Source organism: Chloroflexota bacterium, from assembly GCA_020161265.1.
In the GTDB taxonomy this organism is placed as follows: domain Bacteria; phylum Chloroflexota; class Chloroflexia; order Chloroflexales; family Herpetosiphonaceae; genus Herpetosiphon.
The window spans coordinates 163,638-188,038 of record JAIUOC010000010.1; the positions used below are offsets into that span (position 1 = coordinate 163,638).

The 24,401-nt window shown below is 51.3% G+C and carries 19 protein-coding genes; 9 read left to right on the forward strand and 10 right to left on the reverse strand.

Features of this window, described 5'->3' with window-relative positions:
* The first annotated feature begins 166 nt into the window (after positions 1-166).
* The 4 genes from LCH85_21750 to LCH85_21765 all read left to right on the forward strand — a co-directional run bounded on the left by LCH85_21750 (position 167) and on the right by LCH85_21765 (position 5,501).
* Entirely contained in the window at positions 167-2,809 is a 2,643-nt protein-coding gene (locus LCH85_21750; protein ID MCA0354627.1) for a HAMP domain-containing protein, read from the forward strand.
* 15 nt (positions 2,810-2,824) lie between these two features.
* On the forward strand, positions 2,825-4,018 hold the full coding sequence (locus LCH85_21755) for a hybrid sensor histidine kinase/response regulator (protein ID MCA0354628.1): 1,194 nt from the start codon (positions 2,825-2,827) through the stop codon (positions 4,016-4,018).
* Between the two features lie 200 nt (positions 4,019-4,218).
* Positions 4,219-4,506: a (2Fe-2S) ferredoxin domain-containing protein gene (locus tag LCH85_21760; protein MCA0354629.1), complete on the forward strand. Its 288-nt coding sequence runs from the start codon at positions 4,219-4,221 to the stop codon at positions 4,504-4,506.
* Positions 4,507-4,529: 23 nt separating this feature from the next.
* Positions 4,530-5,501 (forward strand): MBL fold metallo-hydrolase, encoded by a 972-nt coding sequence (locus tag LCH85_21765; GenBank protein MCA0354630.1) that lies wholly within the window; start codon positions 4,530-4,532, stop codon positions 5,499-5,501.
* Here LCH85_21765 and LCH85_21770 read toward each other — a convergent pair.
* From LCH85_21770 to LCH85_21790, 5 genes are all read right to left on the reverse strand, one after another.
* On the reverse strand, positions 5,466-7,022 hold the full coding sequence (locus tag LCH85_21770) for a M1 family metallopeptidase (protein ID MCA0354631.1): 1,557 nt from the start codon (positions 7,020-7,022) through the stop codon (positions 5,466-5,468). The two genes, LCH85_21765 and LCH85_21770, sit on opposite strands and share 36 nt — an antisense overlap.
* A gap of 5 nt (positions 7,023-7,027) precedes the next feature.
* Positions 7,028-7,783: a GNAT family N-acetyltransferase gene (locus LCH85_21775; protein ID MCA0354632.1), complete on the reverse strand. Its 756-nt coding sequence runs from the start codon at positions 7,781-7,783 to the stop codon at positions 7,028-7,030.
* A gap of 47 nt (positions 7,784-7,830) precedes the next feature.
* Positions 7,831-8,613 (reverse strand): hypothetical protein, encoded by a 783-nt coding sequence (locus LCH85_21780; protein ID MCA0354633.1) that lies wholly within the window; start codon positions 8,611-8,613, stop codon positions 7,831-7,833.
* 242 nt (positions 8,614-8,855) lie between these two features.
* Entirely contained in the window at positions 8,856-9,221 is a 366-nt protein-coding gene (locus LCH85_21785; protein MCA0354634.1) for a response regulator, read from the reverse strand.
* 63 nt (positions 9,222-9,284) lie between these two features.
* On the reverse strand, positions 9,285-10,184 hold the full coding sequence (locus tag LCH85_21790) for a hypothetical protein (GenBank protein ID MCA0354635.1): 900 nt from the start codon (positions 10,182-10,184) through the stop codon (positions 9,285-9,287).
* A 170-nt stretch (positions 10,185-10,354) separates the two neighbouring features.
* Between LCH85_21790 and LCH85_21795 the strand changes: the two genes are divergently transcribed.
* Positions 10,355-14,239, forward strand: coding sequence for a HEAT repeat domain-containing protein (locus tag LCH85_21795; protein MCA0354636.1), 3,885 nt, complete (start codon positions 10,355-10,357; stop codon positions 14,237-14,239).
* Positions 14,236-14,988 (forward strand): response regulator, encoded by a 753-nt coding sequence (locus tag LCH85_21800; protein MCA0354637.1) that lies wholly within the window; start codon positions 14,236-14,238, stop codon positions 14,986-14,988. The genes LCH85_21795 and LCH85_21800 overlap by 4 nt, the downstream gene beginning before the upstream one ends.
* 40 nt (positions 14,989-15,028) lie before the next feature.
* Here the strand turns inward: LCH85_21800 and LCH85_21805 are convergent, their stop codons facing one another.
* The 5 genes from LCH85_21805 to LCH85_21825 form a co-directional block, all read right to left on the reverse strand.
* Positions 15,029-16,453, reverse strand: coding sequence for a DUF5685 family protein (locus LCH85_21805; GenBank protein MCA0354638.1), 1,425 nt, complete (start codon positions 16,451-16,453; stop codon positions 15,029-15,031).
* Between the two features lie 137 nt (positions 16,454-16,590).
* Positions 16,591-17,490, reverse strand: coding sequence for a prolipoprotein diacylglyceryl transferase (gene lgt, locus LCH85_21810; protein MCA0354639.1), 900 nt, complete (start codon positions 17,488-17,490; stop codon positions 16,591-16,593).
* A 42-nt stretch (positions 17,491-17,532) separates the two neighbouring features.
* Positions 17,533-18,402 (reverse strand): hypothetical protein, encoded by an 870-nt coding sequence (locus tag LCH85_21815; GenBank protein MCA0354640.1) that lies wholly within the window; start codon positions 18,400-18,402, stop codon positions 17,533-17,535.
* A gap of 41 nt (positions 18,403-18,443) precedes the next feature.
* Positions 18,444-19,511 (reverse strand): hypothetical protein, encoded by a 1,068-nt coding sequence (locus tag LCH85_21820; protein ID MCA0354641.1) that lies wholly within the window; start codon positions 19,509-19,511, stop codon positions 18,444-18,446.
* A gap of 114 nt (positions 19,512-19,625) precedes the next feature.
* The gene (locus LCH85_21825; protein MCA0354642.1) at positions 19,626-20,627 is read right to left on the reverse strand and encodes a hypothetical protein; all 1,002 of its coding nucleotides are present in this window, start codon (positions 20,625-20,627) and stop codon (positions 19,626-19,628) included.
* Positions 20,628-20,986: 359 nt separating this feature from the next.
* Between LCH85_21825 and LCH85_21830 the strand changes: the two genes are divergently transcribed.
* Genes LCH85_21830 through LCH85_21840 form a run of 3 tightly spaced genes read left to right on the forward strand, consistent with a single transcriptional unit; the run spans position 20,987 to position 24,359 of the window.
* The gene (locus LCH85_21830) at positions 20,987-21,964 is read left to right on the forward strand and encodes an aminoglycoside phosphotransferase family protein (protein ID MCA0354643.1); all 978 of its coding nucleotides are present in this window, start codon (positions 20,987-20,989) and stop codon (positions 21,962-21,964) included.
* Positions 21,965-21,969: 5 nt separating this feature from the next.
* On the forward strand, positions 21,970-23,325 hold the full coding sequence (locus tag LCH85_21835) for an MATE family efflux transporter (protein MCA0354644.1): 1,356 nt from the start codon (positions 21,970-21,972) through the stop codon (positions 23,323-23,325).
* A gap of 11 nt (positions 23,326-23,336) precedes the next feature.
* Positions 23,337-24,359 (forward strand): LacI family transcriptional regulator, encoded by a 1,023-nt coding sequence (locus LCH85_21840; protein ID MCA0354645.1) that lies wholly within the window; start codon positions 23,337-23,339, stop codon positions 24,357-24,359.
* Positions 24,360-24,401 lie beyond the last annotated feature (42 nt).

The window sequence follows — 24,401 nt, forward strand, 5'->3', positions numbered from 1 at the left end:
CGCGCTCTTCGCGGTTACCACCCTTCGTGCGCTTCGTGTTCTTCGTGGATCAAAAGCCTGGCCCCTGACCCTCAATCACCGATGCCCCTTTTTATGATACACTAGGGAACATTAAACCTACCTACAGATCTGACTCAACTTCCAGCAATACACGGGGCGTTGGCCTATGACATCACAACCACGAAATGTTCGGTTTGGGGTTCAAGCGCGGGTTTTGTTGCTGGCATTAGGGGTTTCGCTGCCAGCCTTGATTATTGTGGGCTGGTTGAGCTTGAATGGGATTTCCCAAGCCCGCTTGGCCGCCGTCAAACAAAGCGAAAATACCCTCTTAATTCAAGCTGAAAACATGCTGATGAGTCGCGCAATCGACAAAGCCGAGCTGTATGATCAGGCTTTGTTGAGTGTGCAGCGCCAAGTCCAAACCATGGTTAATATCACCCAACAGGCCTTCAGCCGCCCACTTGATCGGCTGGCCGACACTCGCCCCGACCCATTTTGGCTGGCAGGCAGTGGCCCAACCCTGATTCCCCCTGATCAACTGCGGCTTACCGTGGCTCGCGCTCGCCAAATTACTGGGGCACTTCAAAGCAACGTCGATCTGAATCCGCTGATTTCTTTGGGCTATTTGGCCACCAAAGAAGGTGTGATGGTGCTCGATGATGTGCGGGTGGTCAGTGTGTTGCCCGATGGTTTTGATGCCCGTAAACGCCCTTGGTATCAAGCTGCCGAAAATGCCACCGGCCCAACTTGGGTCGGAACCTATGTTGATGCCGTCACCAATCAACTCAATATCACGGTCTCGGCTCCGGTCAAAGTCAACAATCAGTTAATTGGCGTAATTGGCATGGATTTACTGCTGACCACGATTCAATCGGATGTCTTGCGGATCGATGCAGGCAGCTCTGGCTATGCTTTTGTGATGGATCACGAAGGCAATATTTTGATTCGGCCTGAGCTTGAGGCTGGTAATACTCGCTGGGACGAAACATTTAAGAAACAAAATTTATTCGAGAGCGACGACCCAAATTTTGCCTCGTTGCGCGAAAATATTCGCAATAATATGGCTGGCGTGACCCGCCTGCAACTCGATGGTGGCGACCGCTATCTGGCCTACTCGCCAATGCGCACGGTTGGCTGGGTCGTAGCCTTAGTACTGCCAATCGACGATGTGATTAGCCCAGCCCGCAATGCAAGTTTGGCGATCGAACGTGAGCAAGAGCAGCTACGCCGCAATTTCTTGGCAGTCTTGTTGATCACCTCAGGCTTGATTATTATTTTGGCGACAGGCTTGGCTCGAACGATCATTCGACCATTGCGCGACCTTGAAGTTGGCGCACAACGAATCGCCTCAGGCCAACTTGATCAAGAGTTGGTGGTGCATGGCAACGATGAAATTGGGCGCTTGAGCCTTTCGTTCAATCAGATGACTACGGCTTTACGCGAAAAAGTCGATGCCTTGGAAGTTAATGCCCAACAGATGGCCGCGATCAATGAAACCAGCAATGAACTCAAACGCTTGCGTTCGTTGAATACCGTGCTTGATCATATTCCACAATTATTATGTCAACGCTTAGGTTTTGATCGGGCGGTGCTGTATCTGCTGCGTGATGAGGTGATCGAGGTCGTTTCGGCCTCGTTTGGCCCCAACAACTACGAGCTTGAATACGATTTTATGCGGGCAGCGCTGTCCGAGCCAATTACAATCGATAGCGATACGATTGAAGCCAGCGTAATCAAATCGCGTCAAGCGGTAATCGTCGATAATCCTTGGGAACATCCCCAAGTGATTCAGGCCAAGCAGTTTATTTCGGGCGGCGATTCGTATGTACAAGCACCGATTCTTGGCCGCGAAAAAGTGCTAGGCTTGATTTCTGCCGATTACTATGAGCAAGGGCGTTTGGTTACGGTGCAAGATGCGGCGTTGTTGCTCAACTTTGCCGATATGGTCGGCTTGACAATTGAAAATGCTTTCTCGTTCCAAAACTTGGAAGATTTAGTGGCCCAACGCACTGGTGAGTTGCGCGAAGCTCTCGACCGTGCTCAAGCCGCTGATCGCCTGAAATCGCAGTTTTTGGCCAGCATTTCCCACGAATTACGCACGCCACTGAACGCAATCATTGGCTTCTCAACCGTGTTGCTTGATGAACTTTCGCCATTGTTGGTCGAAGAACAGCGCGAAGACCTTGAAACCATCAACAAAAATGGCCGCTACTTGCTCGATCTGATCAACGATATTTTGGATATGGCGCGGATCGAAGCTGGCAAATTTGCCCTGCATCGCGAGGCAACGGCGGTGCTGCCAGTCGTGCAATCGGCAGTCGATATTATGCATGGCCTGAATTCCAAGCCAGTTACCATGCGCATCGATATCGCGCCCGATTTGCCACGAATGGATGTTGATCCAACTCGTTTGCGCCAAATTGTGATTAACCTGATTTCAAATGCGGTAAAATTTACCGACCGTGGCCAAATTGTGGTGCGGGCAATTCGGCGGGTGGTCCAAGAAGCTACGCCAATTGGCTCACACTATTTATTGCCCGGCGATTGGATTGTAATCAGCGTCCAAGATACTGGGATTGGCATGGATGCCGAAGCCTTGGGCAAGCTGTTCCAAGAGTTTCAGCAAGTGCATGCTGGGGCACGTGGCATTTTGGGGTCGGGCTTGGGGCTTTCGATTACCCGCAGGTTGGTCGATTTGCACGATGGTGATTTATGGGTCGATAGCAAAGTTGGGGTTGGTAGCACCTTCTCATTTGCCATCGCCACCGCCAGCATCCCAGCGCCAATTGAACAACAATCACCTAGTTAGAAGGAAATAACCGTCATGGCAGGTTCGACTCGGGTTCTGTACATTGAGGATAATCACGATAATCAACGTTTAGTACGACGCGTTCTCGCAACTCGTGGCTATCAGATTATCATCGCCAATGACGGCAACGAAGGTTGGAAATCGGCCCAAACTGATCGCCCTGATCTGATTTTGATGGATATTAATTTGCCTGGCTTGAATGGCTATGAATTAACCACCAAATTCAAAGCCACGCCGCAACTGGCTTCGGTGCCAATTGTGGCTTTAACTGCTAACACCACTCCAGGTGATCGCGAACGGGCTTTGGCGGCTGGCTGCGATGGCTATATTTCTAAGCCAATCGACCCGCGGGCCTTGCCAGATTTGGTCGCCAGCTATATCGGCGGCACACGCGAAGTTTTAGAAACTGCCGAAGCGCCAAGCGTGATGCGTGAATATAGCCAACAACTGGTCGGGCGCTTGGAATCGCATGTGCGCGAGTTGGAGACCGCCAATAATCGCTTGACGCGGCTTGATCAAGCAAAAAACGATTTCTTGGCGACAATCTCGCACGAGCTACGCACCCCGCTGACCGTGATTCATGGCTATATTGATTTGCTCAATATGCAGGCGCTTGGCCCAGTCAGTGATGGCCAGCGTGAAGCCCTAGAGTTGATGAAGCGCAATAGCACCCGCCTGTTACGCCATATCAACGATTTGATTTACCTGCAACAAGTGCGCTCAAATCAAATGGATTTTGCTCAAGCCGATTTACGCGGCTTAGTTCAATCGATTTGTAACGATATGCAGCCAACCTTTTTGGAAAAAAACCAAACCTTGGTGCGCAACATTTATGTCAGTGGCATTCAAACACCGCTGATGATTCATATGGATGTGCATGGTGTGGATAATGCTGTGCGGCACTTACTCGAAAATGCCACCCAATACACCAACCCAGGTGGGGTAATTCAAGTTTCGGTCTATCAAGATGATCAATTGGTGCGGGTTTCAATTCGCGATAATGGCGTGGGCATTCCCGAAGACGACTTTGAACGAATCTTCGAGCCATTCGTGCGGCTCGATGATACGCTCGCCAGTATTGGCGGGGCGGGCTTGGGCTTAGTCATTGCCAAACACGTTGCCGAAGCTCACAATGGTACAGTTTCGCTCGAAAGCACCTTGGGGGTTGGCAGTATCTTCACCTTACAACTACCAGTCAATCATCAATAACTCAAAGCAAGCTCTCGGTGCAACATCAGCCCGAGAGCTTAATTTTTAACTAAAGATTAACGGGCTGCGATAGTATGGGGCTGGCGTTGAGCCAAAATTAAAAAACCTTGCTTGGCAGCAAAAATGGGTGATATCCCTGTTGACAGCAGCTAGGCGCTGACCTATCATACCCATACGAGAACGGGTGCATAGCAAACTGAATGAATCAGCAATCAACGTATCGCATTTATCTTTGTCATGGGTTGCACTGTGGCAATCAACTACACCAAGTGCAACAAGCCTTTGAGCAAGCACTAGCTGCTGCCAATTTAACCACAACCGTTGAACTACGTCTGAGCAACTGCCTTGGTCGCTGTGAACGTGGGCCAAATGCAATCATTCAGCCCGGGCGGGTGGTCTATTGCCAGCTTAATAGCACAGCGATTAACCGAATTGTGCATGAACATCTCTTAACTAATACCCCTATCGTAGAATTACGTGACGAGTAAGCATTGCAACATCGAGGGCACTCATGACGCAGGAATTTGTAACCCAATTTTGGGGAGTGCGCGGCAGTCATCCCAGCACTGGCGCTGATTTTATTAAAACAGGTGGCAATACTTCGTGTGTTGAAATGCGGGTGGCCGGCCAGCAATTGATTTTTGATGCTGGCACAGGGATTGTCGAGCTTGGGCAGCAATTAGTTCAGCAGCCCAATCCACGCCCGATTTTAATTTTGCTCTCGCATTATCATCATGATCATATTCAAGGTTTGCCGCATTTTGCGCCGCTGTATCGCGAAGATCAGATGATCTATATTGTGGCTCCGTGGAATCTCTATCAAGATCGGGTTTGGGAATTGTTGGTCAGCGCTTCATCGCACTCGATGTTGGCTGAACGGCCTGGCCTTTTGGCCCGCCGCCGCACCTTATTAATTGAAGGTGGCGAGCGTTTGTGGTGGAATGCCGATGCCGCTACGCCGTTGCGCGTGGCCGCCGACGCTGATGAGCTTTGCCCAACTGGCTCAGTTGAAATTCGTAGTTATCATTCATTGGGCCACCCACGCGGCGGTTCGATGTGCTATCGGGTTGAGCACAATGCGGTCAGCGCAATCTACGCCACCGATATCGAATCGTATATTGGCACCGATCAACGCTTGGCCAATTTTGCCCGCAACAGCGAATTAATTATCCACGATGCCCACTACACGCCTGCCGAATATGCTAACCCCAAGGCCAGCCGCCAAGGTTGGGGCCATAGCACTTGGGCCATGGCGATTGAATTAGCTCAAGCTGCCAATATTAAGCACGTTGCCTTGTTTCACCACGAGCCAGCCCACACCGATAGCCAGATCGATCAGATCGAGGCCGATGCCCAAGCGGTCTATCCTTGGGCCTTTGTAGCCCGCGAAGGCATGCAAGTCGATTTGTTGGCCAAAACCAGCGAACGCTCACAGGGCGAGTCAATCTCACCAGTTGAGCCAGCCATCCAGCCACTCGCCTAGGGCTTGGCCGCTGCTTTGCTCCATAACGCTTTGGAAATCGCTACGGGTGATAATCTGATAGCGCTTTTGGTCGTTGAGTTGGGCTAAACCTTGGAAGAAGCTTTGATCGCCAAGCTTGATGCGTAGCTGATGCAACATTGCCGCACCTTTGCCATAGACCGCCCGATAGTAGCTATTAAATGATGGATATTGATTGATCGCCAAGCCAGCTGGCCAATTGCCATTGGCTTGATTACTACGCTCCAAACGTTCAATTTCGCCAGCATAATAACTGTCAGCAGCGACCTGACCGAGCACATCTTGGGTCGCCACATAAGTCAAATAGCTTGCCATCGCCTCATCGAGCCAAGCCTCGCGATAGACATCGTTGCCCAACAAGCCATACCACCACTGATGGGCAACTTCGTGGAATACCACATAATCAGTATCACGATTGATCCCATCGTTCACCAAGATGATCGTATAGGCTGGGTATTCGATGCCGCCGCCGCTATCCCAAGGCATCACATGCAGATCGAGCTTGTGATAGGGATATGCGCCAATCTTGGCTTGATAGCTGGCTAAAGCGCCAACTGCCATCTCTTGCACTCGCACCAAATCGAGGTAATCGGGGCCATAGGCGTTAACTTCAATGCCATCAATCCTACTTGTACTACCTGCAAATTGACCAATCGCGGCGGCCCACTCTCGCACAGGCCCGCTAACATAGGTGCGGCTGGTACGATCAGCATTTTGCTCCAGCAGCGTGCCCGCGCCAATCACTTGATATTCAGCAGGCAGCTTGAGTTGCACCCGATAGAGCGCAGTTTCAGCAAACACCCGATCAGGAAAGCGCGTTACATCCATGCGCCAATCGTTGGCATCTGCATCCCAAACCGCCAGCATCGGATAGGCCGAAAGCAAGGGATACGAGCCATCGGGCCAAGCCTTGATTGTGCCAGCAAATTGGGTACTGATTACAACCTGCTGATTAGGCGCTAGGCTTGTAGCGAGATTAATCCGAAAAGCGGTATTTTCGGCTTCACGCGCAATATTCAGTTCGTTGCCATTGCTCCAAGCCTTGGAAACCTCAAGCGTGGTGTCGCCGCCATCGCCTTGGGCATCGGGCGGAAAATTATTATACGAACGCAGCACCAAACTATTAATACTAGCGCCAGTCGTATTAGTATAAGTAATAATTTGGCTGCCGCTATAACGGCCTGCACTTGGCTCAAGCGTGATTTGCATTGCATAACGGGGCAGGGTTGAATGAGTAGCATCGCCCGCAAATTCGGGGCGCAGCGCCAAAGCCTGCTCAGTCGGCCAAGCATCGGGAATAGGGGTTGGAATTGGAATATTGGTTGGGGTGGGAATTTGTGGGGTATAAGCTGGCACTGGCTGCCATGTGATCAGGGCAGTTAAATCAATCGTTGGCTCAGTGACAGAAGCGACGACGGAATCAACCTCGCTACTGGTCGCTTTAAAGGCTTGACCACAACCAATCAAGAGCACAGCCAAACCAACATAAAGCCAACGGCGCATGAGATTTACTCCTCGGTTGCTGCCAAGTGAGTGGCAATTTGTTGAAAGCCAATTTTGGCATAGGTTGCTTGGGCAATCGCATCGGCGGCAAATAAAAAGGCTAATTTGCCAGCATTGGCAAAATGATCAGCCACCAAAAAACTGGTCAGGCTGGCGGCTGCTCCCCGTCGCCGCCAAGCAGGCAAGGTTGCAATCGCCACTAATTCGACTACACCTAACTTGGTAGGTTTATATCCCCCGACCGCTGCTAATTCACCCTCGATCATAGCCATGGCATAGCGCCAACCATCATTCAAAGCATCATGTAAGCTCTCAACATCGGCTTGGCTAATCGCTGAATAATCGCCAAAACCCAGCCGCGTCACTTGGCGATAGTTGGCTAAATCATCGGCAGTTGTTAGCATCCGCAAACTAACAGCGGGGTTATGATAAGGCTTGAATTGCTCAGGCGGGCAAATCATCTGGGGATTAATATGATCGACCTTAATTCCAGCATCGTGCAAAATCGCTTCCAACTCCGGCCATAACTCGCGCGTCCATTCAAAGCGCAGTTGGCGTTGTTGCGCATGAAAAACTTGGCGCAAAGCTGGTAAATTGGCGGCAGCCGTCTCCAAGCTAGCAATCGGCATCGCATAATTAAACCATGGTGCAGAGTCATCGGGGTGAAGCATGGCAACAAATGGCGGAACCTGAATCAAGCTACAGGCTTCGGCAGCAACCTGCTGCACACTAGCCTCAATCATATGCAAAAGCTCAATCATGCAAACCCTAAAAAAGCGAGCAGTGATCTACTGCTCGCTCCCAACAATTAGCCAATCACTAATAACAAAATTGCTGCAACGATTAACATTGCGCCAAACCCAATCAGCAAATAGACCCCATACTTTTGAAAAAAGTTCTCATTGGTATTGAGCGGTGCTGGCGGCGCTGAAAAGCCAGTTTGCGCTGGTGGATTATAGTTTTGCTGCACATTTTGGTAGTTCTGGCCATAGCCTGGTTGCTGTGGCGGTGCATATTGCTGCTGTGCTGGTGGCGCGTATTGCTGCGGTGGCGGCGCATATTGCTGTTGTGCTGGTGGTGCATATTGTTGCTGTTGCTGTTGCGGTGCATATTGCTGTTGCTGCGCTGGTGGCGCATACGATTGATCAACTGGGGCATTACCATACTGCGCCCGCGCTTGGCCAGGACTCATAATCACCGTTTGATCAGGGAACGATTGGGGTGCTGCTGGTGCTGGTGGCGTGTTGGCAACCGCCCCGCCGCGCATTGAGCTAACATTATCTGGCGCTGGCGCGGCTGGTGCGGCTTGGGCTGCCTGAGCAGCTTGAGCTTCAGCTTTGACCCGTTGAGCTTCGGCACGTAGCGCAGCCATCTCTTCAGGGTTCAATTGCACCGTGGCATAAGGATTTTCCAACTTCTTGTTGGTAGCGGGAGCGATATCAGCCTCGCTCAAACGGGCAGTTGCAAATTGATTCGCTTTATCTTTTTCTTGTTGCAATTCGGCCCGCATGGCGGCCAAATCGTCAGCGGTTAACTGCACAGTCGCTTTTGGGTCGTGCAATTTCTTATCTTCATTTGGGCGATCACTCATCGCAAAGCCTCCATAGGGCGGTTGGTTGTTCGTCGCTTGCTACGCTATCATATTCAGCGCCAAAAATCAAAAGAATTTTGGATGAGAAAACGAGCAATTTCGCCAATTGGGGCTTTTTTGGGCAGCAAAAGCCCCTTGGGTCGGCTCGACCACAAGGGGAATAGCAGCAGAATGCCGAAATTACAACGAAAAACGAGACCATCGCGACGAGCATGGTCGCATTGGTCGGCGCAAAAAGAACACTAATCACTCACCATAGTGTTGATTAAGTCGATAAATGTATCGACCTCGAACGGCTTTTGTAAAATAACAGCGCCCTCTTCTTCAAGGTCGCTGAACCATGGCTTACGATTAAGCGCCGTTACGATCACCATAGGAATGCCTTCATCCTGTATCCGCTCGCGAATTTGATTGAATGCCTCAACCCCATCCATCTCGGGCATCATAATGTCTGAAATAATCAGATCAGGTTTTAGGGTTTCGAGTTGGGCAATGCCCTCGACCCCATTATTCGCCAGCACGACTTCATAGCCGACCTCGCGCAGGGCGATCTCCATCACCATCTGGAGTGCGAGATCATCATCCATGATGAAGATTGTTTTTGCCATATCTTCGATCCTTCTTTCAGCGCCATGGTTGGGCTATTATACCATGACGCAGGCTGGCACTCGTCATGCCGCCTCGGCTTCGCGCTCAAGTTGTTGGCGTGCCCAAATTGGCCAATGCGGCGTAGCCGAAATTGCCGCTTCAAGCCCCACCAAATCAGCACAGCCTTCGCGCAACATTTCCTCGGCAATCCACGGATCGCCCAACATGCCATGGGCAATCAGTGGTACATCCACAATGCTGCGAATGCCCGCCACCAAGGGGATTTGCCAGCCAGGAAATTGGGCAATTGGCGCAACCGAACGCCCAACCACCAAATCGAGTAAATCGACTCCGGCGGCCACTAATTCATGGGCCAAGACGCGGCTTTCTTGCAAACTCACGCCATCGGGCACGAGATCATCGACCACCAACCGCACTCCAACCACAAACTGCCGCCCAAGCCAGCCGCGAATTGCCTCGATACTTTCAAGCAACAATTGGCTGCGCGAGGTCGGCGGCACTTGTTTGCTCACCCGCAGTTGATGAAAAAGCGAGCCAGCATTGGCATCGATCACAATCCCTGGGCTGCCAGCAGCATACGCTCGCCAAGCCGCCAACACCATCTGCTCACGTAAATTAGGCCAGTTGCTCGGTTGCAGTTGTGATTCAGGTTGGCTGACCAAGCTCAATAATGGCAAACAGTGGCTTTGATATTCGTGCAAGCATTGGTTTAAATTACGAAATGCTTGAATATGCGCATCGGCGCTCAAGGCTGGGCGGGGCAGATTGGAGTTAGTTTGCACCAAGACTGGCTCGCTGATGATCAAGCCAATGCCATAACTGCTCCAACGCCCGTATTCGACAATTAGGCTGCGATTGAGAAAACCACCACCATGACTAAACCGACTTGGGCTAGGCGTAGCGACCAAGCGATTGGTTAATCCAAGTGGGCCAAGTTGGATCGCTGAAAAAAGACGTAGCATTGTCAAAACCTCCGCTGTTATTGTGCGCCGAGGCTACTGGCTTTGACAAGATGGCAAGGCCTAAAAAATGGCCTTAAATGGCCGAGTGTCACCGAACTGTAATTTATATTAATTGAGCCAGCCGCTCCAAACGAGTACCCTAGAACTATCCAAGCAAGGAGTGGCATGTTATGGCGATTGCACCATTTGATCGATTGTTGTTACCTCGGCTGCGGCGTGCGCAACGCCAGCGTAGTTATGCGCGGTATGTGCAGGCGCGTTGGGCCGAGCGTTTTCCGGCGCGGGTGTTGCCAACCATCGGTAGTTTGGTGCTGCAACTGAGTCCCATCCCTGCTAACGGCCAACAAGCCAACCTCTGGCAAGCACTCCAACTCAATCAGCGGATTCGCTTGGTCGGTGGCTTGGGTAGCGGGCGCTCATTTGTCTTAATCAACATGCTCTTGCAATGGTGCGCCACCCAAGAACGTTTGCCTGGTTTGTTTCCCATTTTGCTGCATGTGCCCAGCGCCACCGAATCGCCTGATGCGACGCTGGCTCGCACCTTGGCCGAAGCTGGCTTTGCCAACGACCGAATGGGGATCGAGCGCGGCTTAGCGGCGGGCAAATGGATGCTGCTGCTTGATGATCTTGAGGAAGCTCAGCCGCATATTGCTGAGCATTGGCGCAATTGGTTATTTGATTTGACTGAGCGTTATCCAGCGCTAGCCGCCGTTGCCACCGACCATGCTACCAACCCAAATTGGGATGGTTGGGCCACATGGCAAGTGCAAGCACCCGATGCCAGCATTTTGGAGCAATGGCTGCGCCAATTATTGCCCAACGAAGAGCCAGCCCTGCTGCTACCACCACTGTTAAATGATGGTCGCGGACGTTTGGTGGCCGAGCGCTTTGCCGATGTCGCAATTTTGGCCGCGACCTATCCAACTCATGGTTTTTCGGCCAATCGCGTGCGCATGTACGCCGCCGCCGTTGATCGAGCGCTGCGTCCAATCGCCGGAGCAGATTTGCCTAAGGTACGCACAGCATTGGCTGGCTTGGGCTATGCTTGGCTCCAAGGCGAACAGATCAAAGCGGTGTATTGGCTGCAACCAAGTTTGGTAGCCCTCAATGGTTTGGTGCAGGTTGATCAGCGCGGGTTGGTACGCTTTCGCTCGCCATTATTTGCCCTGTTCTGCGCAGCCCTGCATTTAGCAGCACATCATGCTTGGCACGATTTCGATTTGGATAACCCACTGTGGCATGAATTATTGCCTTTGACAGCGGGTTTATTGGCCGACCCCGCGCCACTTTATAACGCCATTCGTGGTAATCGCCCGCTAACCAGCCAACGGGTGCTGCTGCTTGGGCGCTGTTTGCGTGAACATCATGTACCAATTGCTGGCTGGAGCGCCGCAATTATTCGGGCTTTGGTGCATGTGGCCCGCCATGAGCCAGCCTACACCGAGCAGATTTGGCATTTGCTCGAGAGTATGGAAAGCGTGGTTAGCGCCACAATTGCCGAGCAACTGAGCAATGGCTCCGAGGGCGAGGCCTGGGCTTTGCAAGTTGTGCGTAGTTTGCCCAGCCATTTGGCGCTCGATTACTTATTGGATATGCTGAGCGATAGCCGCCTCAGCTATAACACCCGCCAAAGTGCTGCCCAACAACTTTTTGCCATGCACGATGCTCAATTAACCCCACGCTTGATTAGCTTGGCTCAACGTCAGCACGATGATTGGGGCCAGTTATTGGTTAATTATTTGCTGGCGCAAAATAGTCATGCTGGGCGTTGCTACTTGCAAGAGCAATTGCACGCTGGCCGCATGATTTTCTATCTGCATTGCGAGCCAAATGGGGCACGTTTCGTTGTGGCAACCGCCAGTGCCTTGCTCGATGATCATCAGCTTGATCAGGTTGTGCATTTGCATGCTTCACTGGCGCTCCAAGGTTGTGCTACCGAGCGCACTGCCCCAGCCTTGTTGAACGCCTGTACTGCGGCGAGTGCGCCCTTACGAGCGGCGGCTCGCCAAGCCTTATTGCAGGCAACGCCCAGTTTGGCTGTTCGGGCTTTAGGGCGCTTGGTCTTGGGCGATGATGTACACTGGACGGCTCGCCATGAAGCGTTGCACGAATTATTACGCTTTGAAAGCAACGGCGCGAATCCCTTGTTATTGCGAGTCGTTACCTCACAATTGCCCTTGGCAGCTCGCTTAGAGGCGGCACAAGCAATTATGCAACGCCAAAACGAAACCAGCGAACGGCTAATTCGGCTGCTTGAGCAACCCCAACTTGGCAATGCCCTGCGCAGCGGGATTATTTATCGCAGCGATCCGCAAACCCAGCCATTATTTATGCAACGTTTGCTTGGCCTAGCCTGCGACCAATCGGCGTTTATGGTGCGAACTGCGGCGATCAGCACGCTCGCCAAGCTCAAAAATGATGAATCGCAGGCGGTTTTAGCAGGCATTGTTGAAAACGAACGCCATGATTTGCAAGCCTTGCATACGGCGATTGTCGGCCTTGGCACACGCCGCGATGAGAGTGGCATTTGGGCTTTGCGCACAATTGTAATCGGTGAATTACCTCAGCAATTGGAGCTAGCATGGCAACAAGAGCTGCCAATAGGCTATTTGCACGAACCGCCAATTCAATGGCCGATCGTCAGCTTTTCGCCAGCCTTGCAATGGCGTTGGGCCGAAGCCTTGGCCGTTGGCAACACCAGTGCCGATCCGCCAACTAGTTTGGCTGAGTTGGTCGCTCGCGAGGTGCATAATTTACGAGCTGCTGCCGCCCAAGCCCTGAGCACAATCGGCGGTTCGGCAGCGCGTTCGGTGCTATACGAAGCCCTGACTGGCAATCCTGATCGCTATAGTTTGACGGTTGCACCAGTGGTTGCAGCTCAATTAGCCAATTGCGATGCCGAATATGAATTGGCCCAAACAATTGGCACTGGTCAACCGTTGTTGCGCTGGGTTGCCGCCAATACCTTGAGCCAACAAGCTCAAGCCAAGCCTAGCTTGCACCAAATGTTAATCAACAATCAGCTTGATCCGCAAACCCGTAGTGCTATGCTGACCGCCTTGAGTGGCGATAACCATCTTGCGCCGTTGCTCGAAACTATGATCGTTGATGATCATACGCCGTTGAGTTTGCGGGTTGATGCGGTGCATAGTTTTCATAAACTGCATATGGCGCATAGTGAAGGCCTGATGTTAGCATTATTAACCTCGAACCATGCCGAGCCAGCCTTGCATGTGGCCGCAATGGATTGTTTGGTTGCGCCAGTTTCTGAGGCTAGTCTGAACACGGTGCGCCAGATTCTGCGTGATCCTCGGCCAACCTTGGAGGTCGCGGCGGCGGCATTACGCTGCTTGGGTCGGGTTGCTGATCGCGAATCAATTGCGTTGTTTTTGCGCTACGCCCAGCACGACAGCCCTAGTTTGGCAATTCCCGCGATGGATGGCTTGCGTTTGTTGCAAGAACCTACCGCGATTGCTTTGCTCAATCGTTTGGCTCAAGCTGGCGGTAAAAGTACGCGGATTCGGCTGCATGCCTTGCGCGTGTTGTTGGAGCTTGAAGGCGCGATACATCTTGGTTTGGTGCGCGAATTGGCGACCACAGGCTCGATTGGCACCCGCTTGTTGGCGCTGGAAATTTTGTTGGCAGCCGCCAAAAACCCGCTCGATAGCTTGGAATTTTTGCGGCCTCACAACCCCTTACCTTTACGCTTGCGGGTAGCTCAAGCGCTGGCCGAAGCTGCCGATGAAGCTACATTACAGCAATTGGCCGAATTATTGCACAATGATCGTGAAGCGCTAGCCATTCGCAGCTTAGCCCTTAGCAGTTTATGTCAAGCTCGATATACGCCAGTGTTGGCTGAGGTTGAAACTTTAGCTGCCGATCAAAACGCCCCCTTGAGCTTACGACGACGGGCGATCGATGGCTTACGGGCTTGGCGCAACGAACCAACGACTATGCTTACGCTAAGTCAATTGGCCGAAAGCACCGACCCAGCTAGTAGCGCGTGGGCCTTGGCAGTCTTGCTTGATCTGCCGCTATTGCAGGAGTTGGCGTGAATGGCACGGCCCACATTTTAGTTGTCGAAGATGATCCAGCGATTGGGCGTTTGTTGCTGATGCATTTGCGCGAGGCTGGTTGGCATGCCATGCTGGCCAACACGGGCATGGCTGGGCTGCGGCTATGGGCTAGCGATTGCTTCCAAATTGTATTGTTGGATGTGATGTTGCCTGATTTGAGTGGCTGGGAGTTATGCCAACAATTACGGGCCGAAAGCAACGTGCCTATTTTGATGCTCACCGCTAAAGCCAGCGACGATGATGTGGTACGTGGCCTCAATTTGGGTGCTGATGATTATTTGACCAAGCCATTTAGCCAAGCTCAACTGATTGCCCGCGTCCAACGCTTGATTCAGCGCCAAGCCTTGCTTGAGCCAGCTCCACGGTTACCAAGTTTGGCGGTTGAGCCTGCTGAACCACAGCCAACTCGACCACCAAGCGGAGCGGTGTTGTTGCGCGAAGCTCGTCAAAAAGCAGGCATTAGTTTGTATGCCGCTGAACGGCGTACAGGCATCCGCTGGGATTATTTGCAGGCAATCGAGCAAGGTGCATTTATGCAAATTCCGCTTAAGCACATTAAGCCCTTGCTACTGCAATATTGTGAATTATTGCAAGTTGATGCACGGCCAGTTTTTGCCCATGCCCAACAAGTTTATTTAGCCTCGCCCGAATACCATCAGCGCCGCAATTGGCCTTGGCTGGTAGCAGTCAGTTGCATTATTGTGATTGTGATTGTGATGCTATGGTAAGCTCGCCATGCAGCCTGGTTGCATAGCGAGCTTGCTCATATTAACAATCACAACTACAGCAATCGCCACATTCGCAGCAACTGCCACATTCACCACAGCCGCCACATTCGCAGCAACTGCAACCATCGCCCTCGCAGGCATCGGTAGCATCGCAACAGCAGCAGGTACATTGGCAACAATCACAGCAATCATCATCACAACACACAATCCTTGAACGATGCGAGTGGCGGTGACGACGACTGCGGCTCTGGCAACAACATAAGGCTGCCCCCATCGCTACATCACGCTTGCGATCTTGATAATGACCTGGCGGCGGAACCGGGTGCGAGCTGGCTGGCGGCAACGAGCCAGGCGGCAACATCGAGGGATCATTTGGATTGTATTGTGATGGATAGCCTTGATATGGTTGTTGCGGATATTGGCCTTGGTAGGGCGGTTGTTGTGGATATTGGCCTTGATATTCAGGGTTTTCGTGGGGCTTGAGGGCACGAGTTGGCCCAGTGTAGGCGCGGTTGGGGTCACGCCGCGAAGGATCGTCATCGTAATCGCTGGCCATGGCTGGCAATAAAGCCGCCGCCACAGGCAAGGCCGTGGCACAAGCCAAACTATGGCGTTTGCATGCGCCAAAGGCTTTCGAGCCAATCGCTGGCAACATGTTCAGCAACAACACTTCAACCAAATGCGCTTGCAGCAAGGTTAAACGTTGCCATTGTTGGCGTAAATTGGCAAAAGCATCGTTGAAGATTTTATGGGCAACCGTGCGCAATTCGACTTGGGGCGTGGCACACAAGGCATTGAAATGGCCACGGGCTTGATCTTCAGCCACATCGTTGTAGCTATCGAGCAGCAACATCATGCGGCCATACATACGGCCCATTTGCTCAAGTGGCTCAGCATTGCTTGGTTGGTTGGCCAAAATCGCCGTATGCCGAAACGCCGCACCTACCGCAGCCTCGGTCGGAGCCGAGTAGGTGCAAAAATCGGCATTGACCAAGGCTTCTACTTCGGCCTGAGCAATTGCCTGTTGGCGCAACAAGGCTGGCTCGAAGCCCAACTCACGCGCGGTTTGCTCAGCTTTTTTATCCCAACGTTTAGCAACCGTGTTAGCAACCAAGGGCACTTTACCGGCCCAACCATCACGATCGGCCACATTATCACGCAGCCGAATTGCGGCCATCAGCAAACTTACGGCGGCAGCATAGCGCGAACCATGATCATCAGCAGCGACCACATCGAGTGCCCGAAAACCACGTAAAGCGCAGACACTGGTGCGGCGGGAGCCTTGTTCAGCGCGTTGAGCTTCGTACAACGCCGAAAGCAAAGCAGCATCGTAATTGGTGGTAATTCGCGCAACTTGGCCATGCTGGTCGCGCAAGGTCAGACACATACCACAAATATGGCTCCACCAAGCAGCATGGGTTGGTTGATCGAGGTGCGGCGAGCACCCACGCAGAACTCCAAACATAGCAGACCCTTTCTCAAAAAGAACATCGCAGGAAACGGCCAATTGAGGCTAAAAATCTTGCAAAACATACGTGGGTTAAAGCTGGATTGTTGCGAAAAAAAGAGCTTGAGGTCAATTCCCCAAGCTCCTGATCGCGATTAAGCGGCGGCTTTGGCGGTTTCAGGCTCTGGTTGCCATGGCTCATCCCATTGTTGGTAGCTACTGGCTGGTGGATTGCGCTGCAACACGCGGCGCAACACAAATAAGGCGCTACAACCAACAATCAAAACGATGCTGGTCAAACGGGCCATCGAGAGGCTATCGTTACAAATAGCGCCACCAACGCCGCCAGTACAGAGCTTATCAACCCGTAAATCTTCGATCCAAAAGCGGCCAATTGAGTAGAGCACACCATAAATCAGCAATGAATCGCCGTTGCGCAAGCGCCCACGGAAGCGGCGTTCGATAAAGACAATCGAGAACAACACGCCTAAATTCCACAGCGATTCGTATAAAAAGGTGGGGTGAAAACGGGTGGCAGCATCATATTGTTCAGTGCCACGAATCCGATATTGGGCTGGAATATCCAAATTCCAGGGCAAACCGTTGCTGACTGGGCCGCCGTAGGCTTCGTTGTTGAAAAAGTTGCCCCAGCGCCCAATTGCTTGGCCAACACTCAAACATGGGGCCAGAACATCCATCCATGTGAGAGCATTAGTTTTGGTGCGCCAAGCAGCGATCAACACCGTTAATACTGCGCCAACGATCGCTCCGTGGATGGCCAAGCCGCCCTTGGTGGTATTGATCATATCGATAAATGGGCCATCACGATATTGCGGCCACGATGAAGCCACATACCAAATTCGCCCGCCGGCAACGCCCAAAATCAAGCCAACGATCAACCAATCCCAAACGATATTGGGGTTATAGCCACGGGCACGGGCACGATGAGCACCAAGCCAGCCCCCCAGCATAGCGCCACTCAAAATTGCAATCGCATACATACGAATTACAATCGGGCCTAACTCAAGCAAATTCGGACCAAACGGCGGATGCATAGACTCTCCTTTGCACAATTGCTTCGGCCATTGTAGCACGGCCTAATCCAGCGTTTGCCGCCATTCAGCTTCTAATAAACCAAAGGAGCGATTGTAAATTGCTGCGTAATTAGCTGCGCCAGGCTGACGTTCGCCACCTGAAATATACAATTGATCGAAGGCTTCACGGCCATAGGTGTTAATCAAATAATCGACAAAACTCGCCCATTGATAATAAAGTACGTTCATGCCGTCGATGCCAACGCTAGCATAGTGGGTTGCCAAGGGCAACGCTTGCCCATTGGCCTGATAATCGCGGGCAAAGCTCGTAAAATCGCTGGCACTGCCCAGCCAATAGCGGCCAGCGCCCCAAGTTGCAAAACCCTCAGAAAGCGCCAAGTCGGCGCTCAAATGGGCAGCACCATAGCGATCCTGCTCTAATTGATGGATAAATTCATGAGCAGCTATGTTTACCACGCGGCTGCGTGCCACCCCAGCACAACTATAGATATAAATCACTCGCACATCGGAGTAGGTTACACCATGGAAACCACATTGAGCATCTTGGCTGATGACCACCGTCACCCGTTCATTCAAACGAATATTAGTACGTTCTTGAACATAATCGAGGGCAGTTTGCAATTCGCTGGCTAAATCGTTACTTTGGTCTTGATACAGCTCAGCTTCGAGCACCAAATCGATTTGGTTGGAGCTGCCAGCGGCGTTGCTTTGCTCAATCGCTTGCAAGGTGGTGGGCGGCAAGGGGGTAAGTTGGCTTTGCGGCACACTCGCCGCTGCATCATTAAAATAGGCACTCAACGGAGCATACTGATTTTTGGGCTGATTAAGCTGATTCACAATCAACAATAACAAGCCCAACAGCACTGCAATTGGCCCAAGTGTTGCCCAATCCAATGGTTTTTGTCGCCGCATCGCCAACCCCAATCACACATCAGCAGCGGCTATTGTACCACTCACAATTGATCGCTAAGCTCAATCACCGTAATTCCCTCGGCATCGGCCACGGCAAAACGTTGGTTAGCTTGATCAAAGGCAATAGGCGGGGGAATCAACTCTGGCTTCATTAATAAACTACTGGTCTGTGTGCCTGTATTAAGCTGTGTCCAGCGCTGAATAATCTTACCAGTCATACAATCGAATAATTTTGGGTGCTCGTAAAACCCAATTAAATAACGCTCGGTTAATGGCATCATGGTGCCAACAATTTCCTCAGCTTTGACAATCGAACGATACCGACGATTAATCAGATCGTAGCTGCCAATGCTATAAGGGCCACTATGGAACAGCGGATCTTCGTGATTCTCAGGAGATTCATCATCATCTTCCGGATATTCGCTGTTAACAAGGATTAAGGTTTGATCATCAAGAAACGCTGCGGCACTAATCTCCGCAACTATTGGATAGGCAAATTCAAAGTGATTCGAATCAAGGATACGAGGATCGGCTAGTACATCGGCTACTTCATACAGCACGAAGGTATCATACGGATGCCAAATCCAACCAGCATTCAACAACCACCGACCACCAGGGCTTTGGATTAAGCGCGAGTGAAATATATCCATCGGATTACGATCATCCGTTTCGGCAAACCATAACCTTAAGCGCTCAATGAGGGTTTTATTCAACGAGGCTGCTGAGCGCCCGGTGCGGGCCTCTTCAATTTCAAGTTTGAGATAACGTTCAGGGCAATGGATCAACAATTCACGCCCTTGGGCATCGTGAAGAAACCCAACTGGATATTCATAAATAGTGGCATGGTATTTATCACGCGTTAACGTTCGTAGTGGCTTATGCCGATCAATCAGCATTCCCGCTGTGCCAAGGCGCTGGTAAATAACTGCTAAATCACCAGATGCCGATTGTACTGCTGCGTCAAATATTTGACCATAGCCACGATGAAATCGGTCAGCAGTTCCATTAAGTTGATAGATTGTTCCAGTCACCCAATCAATCAGTTTCTGTTTGTCCCAACAAAGGGAACGCACACCAACCGCTGAAATTCGATATTCTCGATAGTGCATTACTAACCCTCAATAATCTCGTTGCCCACTATAGTATAAGAAGAATCTCCTTGTATTAACCATCGATTGATGGAGAATGTAGTTAACTGAGGGCGAGAACTGCTGTTATTAGCCCTATAAACTCAATTCAATCACCGTAATCCCCTCGGCATCGGCCACCGCAAAGCGTTGGTTAGCTTGATCAAAGGCAATCGGCGGGATGGCTTGATCTAGCCTGCCGATCATGCTATGGGTTTGACGGCCTGTGGCTAAATCGGGCCAGCGCTGCACCACCTTGCCCGTGGTGCAATCGAATAATTTTGGATGATCGTAAAAACCAACCACATAGCGCTCGCTCAGCGCCATGGCTGTGCCGACAATCTCCTCGGCCTCGACGATGGCCCTAAATTGGCGATTAACTAGATCGTAGTAGCCAATGCTATGTGCGCCGCGCCGTTGTACCAGCGTATCAACCAAATCGGCACTTAAGTTGGCAAATTCATCAGTGATAATCAGCAGGGTTTGTTCATCTAAAAAGCTGACCGAGCTAATATCAACCTTAATCGGTGGGCAAAAACCTTCGGTATCGAGGATTTGCGGTTGTGCCCAGATTTCATCAACGTTGTAAATTGCCACGGTATGGGTCGGCTGCCACTGCCAACCAGCGCTCACCAACCATTTGCCTTTGGGGCTAACACTCAGGCGCGAATGAAAAATTTTGACTGGCTTGCGTTCGGCTTCATTCAACCGCCGATTTGTGGCAACATCTTCAAGCTCAAGTTGATTGTATTTTTCGGGGCAATGCACCAATACCTCGTTCAAATCGGCATGTTGAAGAATCGCGATGGGATATTCGTAGCTATCGGCGTAGTAGTAGCTACGGTTAATTTCGCGGACAATTTGGCCATTGTTAAGCACTAAACCCTTGGTTCCTAAGCGATGATAAATTACCACGACCTCGCCGGAAGCCGATTGCACCGCCGCATCAAAGCCAAACGGATAGACCGTTGATGAACGTTTAATCGTGCCATCCAACTGATAGCGCGTGCCACCAGCTACCCAATCGACCAAGCTCTGGTCATGCCAACATAACGAACGCACATGCGGCGCAGCAATCCGATATTCACGAAAATTCATATCAACCTCAACTATTTTGGGCAATTTAGGCTAAAGCAGCAGCCATGCCACGTTAATAAAATCATTGCAATAAGTCTATTGCATCACATTAACTGCTATGGTATACTTCTGTAACGTTTCAGAAACACTGCCGTTGCTTGAGCGTTTCTCCTCAGAAAGGTCGTAGGGCAAGGTACGGCAAACACTGCGCCAACGACTTGGATGCGCTTACCTCGCGTGTTCGAAGCATACTCTCCTTGAACTTCCAACCCAGTAGCTTTGGTTCTCCCGATCGGGGCTACTGGGTTGGAGGTTTTCAGCGTTAGCAATGGTGTGCGCTGGCTAATCGGGCGCATCGCCATGATTTTGAAAGGAAGCCAATGTATAGCACCACCAAAAATGCTAAAACCCGCGAGCAAATTGCTGCAATGGTGGCCCATGCCTTCGCTGGTATGCAGCTTGCACCGCACGAACAAGCAATTCAAGAGCTAAAAGATGGTTGGTTTAATGCTGCCTACGCCATCAGCTTAGCGGATGGTCGCGAAGTTGTGCTCAAAATCGCACCCCTGCCAGATGCCGATGTGCTGAGCTACGAGCAAAATATTATGCAAACTGAAGTCGCGGCAATGCGCTTAGTCCAGCAAAATCCAGCGATTCCTGTGCCAACGATTTATTTTTTTGACGAAACGTTGAGCATTTGTGATTCGCCTTACTTTTTTATGCAAAAAATTGCTGGCGATAATCTCGAACATGTGCGGGCAACGCTTGAGCCAGCAGTCCAAGCCAAGGTTGATCAGCACATTGGGGCCATTATCCACGAAATCAATCAATTTAGTGGCAGCTATTTTGGCTACGAAGGCAACCCCAAACTACGCGGCGATAGCTGGAAAGCCACATTTATCACATTAATCGATGCCTTGTTGGCTGATGGCCAGCGTAAAAACGTTGAACTTGAATATAGCTATGCTGAAATTCGCGCGGCTGTGTTGAAGCATGCCGCAGCACTTGATGAAGTTACCACACCCGCTTTGGTGCACTGGGATGCCTGGAACGCCAACTTTTTCGTGGAGCATGGCAAGATTGTCGGGATCATTGATTTTGAGCGGGCGCTATGGGGCGATCCCTTGATGGAAGCCCAATTTCGGCCATTCTCGGGCGAAAGCCTGAGCAATTTTATGCAGGGCTATGGCAAAATAGCTTTTACGCCTGCGGAAGAACAGCGCAATCAACTGTATTCGTTATATTTGGCACTGGTGATGGCGATTGAATGTTACTATCGCAATTATGATACCGATTTTGTGCGCACGATTGCCCGTCAACTGCTCGGCGCAACCATGGATTGGCTCAAGGCTGATTAGATTGTATGGCAACCGCAAGCATTGAAAAACTAGGAACCGCTCCCATCGGCAAGCTGCTCTTGGCAATGTCGTCGCAAACCACCATCTCGCTATTGGTCTATACGATTTATAGCATTACCAATACCTACGTACTTTCGATTGGGATTAATGGTTTAGCAGCGGCGGGTGCTGCAATCATCGCGCCAGTGCTCTTGGCCTTGGGAGCAGTTTCAACCACGGTTGGCGCTGGTGGAGCTTCAGTCGTTTCACGCGCCTTGGGAGCGCATCAGCCCGATCGCGCAGCGCGAGTTGTTGCCAATACTTTCATTATTTTTTGGGCGGCAGCACTCATTATCAGCGTGATTGGCACGTTGGCAATTGAGCCAATTGTCTATTTGTTGGGCGCGACCGAAAGCATTGCACCTTACGCCATCGACTATGGCCGCATCATCTTTTTGGGCGCAATTACCAGCACAGGCTACTCGGCAATTATCCGTGCCGACGGCAATACCGGCTTTTCAACCGCGATCTGGATCATTCCGGTTAGCCTGACGATTGGGTTTTGCTGGTTGTTGGTGATCGTTTTCCCGTTAGGTGTGACGGGGGCAGCAATTGCAACGGTGCTTGGGCAAGCTGCTTCAGCAGGCATGAGCATCTATTTCTTCTTTTTTCGCAAACAACGCTCATATCACCTACGCCTGAGTTACTTTAAGCCTGATTGGGCGATTATGCGCGAAATCCTGCTGATTGGCTCGCCCTCGCTGATTAAAAATCTCAGCGCTAGCATTATGGCGATTGTGACCAATAATCTGTTGCGCACGCTTGGTGGCACCAGTGCCTTGAGCGTTTTTGCGATTGTTGGCAGCTTGTACAGCGGCTTGATGACACCGCAAACTGGAATTATTCAAGGTATGCAGCCAATTGTCGGCTATAATCTTGGGCAGCGCAATCTTCAGCGCGTATGGCAAACAATTAAGCTTTCGCTGCGGGCGGCGGTTGGTTATGGCCTACTAATTAGCAGCCTGTGTTTGATCATTCCTGGTGGCTTGATTTCGCTGCTCTCAAATGACCAAGCCTTGATTGCCGAAGGCCAAACTGCCTTACGTTTGTTAGCACTGGCCTATCCATTAACCGGAATTTCGTTGGTCAGCGCCGCGGCCTTGCAAGCGGCGGGCTGGGCCAAACAAGCCCTGTTGCTGCTAGTTGGCAGCATTATTGGCATTAAACTGCCCATTTTATTGCTTGGCTCACAGCTATTTGGCCTGAATGGCATTTGGGCCGCCGAAGCTATTTCAGAATTATTGCTCTGTGGCGCAGCTTTTTGGTTGCTGAACAAACTGCGCCAACAAACCCATCAGCCGCTTGGTTCAGAAGGGAATTAGTAGGTCGCGTTATGGCATCATTGACGATTGAACAAATTGCAGAATTGGCGCATGTCTCGATTGCAACGGTTTCGCGGGTGCTGAATAATCAGCCGCATGTACGGACCGAAGTGCGCGAACGGGTGCTCGCCGTAATGCAGGAGCATCATTACACCCCCCATGCAGCGGCGCGAACCTTGGCAGGCCAACGCCCCAAAGTAATTGCGGTCTTTATTTCGCGCACGACTGCCACCATCTTTCGTAACCCGACCTTTTCGCACCTGCTTCAGGGCATGACCGAGGCTTGTAACGCCAAGGGCTATGTCTTGATGGTCTCGCTGGATAGCGCCAATCGGGCCGATGATCCAGCAACCAAATTGCTGAATGGTCGTAGCGTCGATGGCCGAATCGTGATTCCCAATACAATCAATGATCCATTGTTACCACAACTGATCGCCGACCGCGTGCCGATGGTGCTGGTCGGCAAACATCCTTTGCTGCATCATATTGTCAGCGTTGATATTGACCATTTTGCGGGTAGCTACCAAGCAGTGCATCATCTGCTGAAACTTGGCCATCAATCGGTTGGCATGATCGTTGGCTCGTTGCATGCACTGGCCACCCACGATCAGATTGAGGGCTATCAACAGGCCTATCGCGAGGCAGGTTTGCCAATTCACCCAGCATTGATTGCCACTGGAAATGAGACTGAACAAGGCGGCCAAGCGGCAATTGAGCAATTACTAGCCTTGCAACCACGGCCAAGCGCCCTGTTTGTCAGCAGCGCCGTGATGGCCACAGGCGTATTACAAACCTTGCATACCCAAGGGCTGCGCGTGCCTGATGATATAACCGTGGTCTGTTTTGATGATGTGCCAACTGCCGCCAGCCTCAACCCCAGCATGACCTCATTGCACCAACCAATGTACGATCTTGGCGCAACCGCCGCCAATGTGCTGATCGACATGATCGAAGGCAAAACTCCCAGCAGCGAAAATACCATCCTGCCAATTAGCATGATCGTGCGCCACGAAAACGAGGTTTGGGGCGGCTAATTAATAATCCAATTGCCATTAGCCATTCTCAATCGAGATCAT

What these genes read in the sequence shown, in the direction of transcription:
- LCH85_21750 (MCA0354627.1), top strand. Translation starts at nt 167, where the DNA reads ATGACATCACAACCACGAAATGTTCGGTTTGGGGTTCAAGCGCGGGTT.
- LCH85_21755 (MCA0354628.1), top strand. Translation starts at nt 2,825, where the DNA reads ATGGCAGGTTCGACTCGGGTTCTGTACATTGAGGATAATCACGATAAT.
- LCH85_21760 (MCA0354629.1), top strand. Translation starts at nt 4,219, where the DNA reads ATGAATCAGCAATCAACGTATCGCATTTATCTTTGTCATGGGTTGCAC.
- LCH85_21765 (MCA0354630.1), top strand. Translation starts at nt 4,530, where the DNA reads ATGACGCAGGAATTTGTAACCCAATTTTGGGGAGTGCGCGGCAGTCAT.
- LCH85_21770 (MCA0354631.1), bottom strand. Translation starts at nt 7,022, where the DNA reads ATGCGCCGTTGGCTTTATGTTGGTTTGGCTGTGCTCTTGATTGGTTGT.
- LCH85_21775 (MCA0354632.1), bottom strand. Translation starts at nt 7,783, where the DNA reads ATGATTGAGCTTTTGCATATGATTGAGGCTAGTGTGCAGCAGGTTGCT.
- LCH85_21780 (MCA0354633.1), bottom strand. Translation starts at nt 8,613, where the DNA reads ATGAGTGATCGCCCAAATGAAGATAAGAAATTGCACGACCCAAAAGCG.
- LCH85_21785 (MCA0354634.1), bottom strand. Translation starts at nt 9,221, where the DNA reads ATGGCAAAAACAATCTTCATCATGGATGATGATCTCGCACTCCAGATG.
- LCH85_21790 (MCA0354635.1), bottom strand. Translation starts at nt 10,184, where the DNA reads ATGCTACGTCTTTTTTCAGCGATCCAACTTGGCCCACTTGGATTAACC.
- LCH85_21795 (MCA0354636.1), top strand. Translation starts at nt 10,355, where the DNA reads ATGGCGATTGCACCATTTGATCGATTGTTGTTACCTCGGCTGCGGCGT.
- LCH85_21805 (MCA0354638.1), bottom strand. Translation starts at nt 16,453, where the DNA reads ATGTTTGGAGTTCTGCGTGGGTGCTCGCCGCACCTCGATCAACCAACC.
- lgt (MCA0354639.1), bottom strand. Translation starts at nt 17,490, where the DNA reads ATGCATCCGCCGTTTGGTCCGAATTTGCTTGAGTTAGGCCCGATTGTA.
- LCH85_21815 (MCA0354640.1), bottom strand. Translation starts at nt 18,402, where the DNA reads ATGCGGCGACAAAAACCATTGGATTGGGCAACACTTGGGCCAATTGCA.
- LCH85_21820 (MCA0354641.1), bottom strand. Translation starts at nt 19,511, where the DNA reads ATGCACTATCGAGAATATCGAATTTCAGCGGTTGGTGTGCGTTCCCTT.
- LCH85_21825 (MCA0354642.1), bottom strand. Translation starts at nt 20,627, where the DNA reads ATGAATTTTCGTGAATATCGGATTGCTGCGCCGCATGTGCGTTCGTTA.
- LCH85_21830 (MCA0354643.1), top strand. Translation starts at nt 20,987, where the DNA reads ATGTATAGCACCACCAAAAATGCTAAAACCCGCGAGCAAATTGCTGCA.
- LCH85_21835 (MCA0354644.1), top strand. Translation starts at nt 21,970, where the DNA reads ATGGCAACCGCAAGCATTGAAAAACTAGGAACCGCTCCCATCGGCAAG.
- LCH85_21840 (MCA0354645.1), top strand. Translation starts at nt 23,337, where the DNA reads ATGGCATCATTGACGATTGAACAAATTGCAGAATTGGCGCATGTCTCG.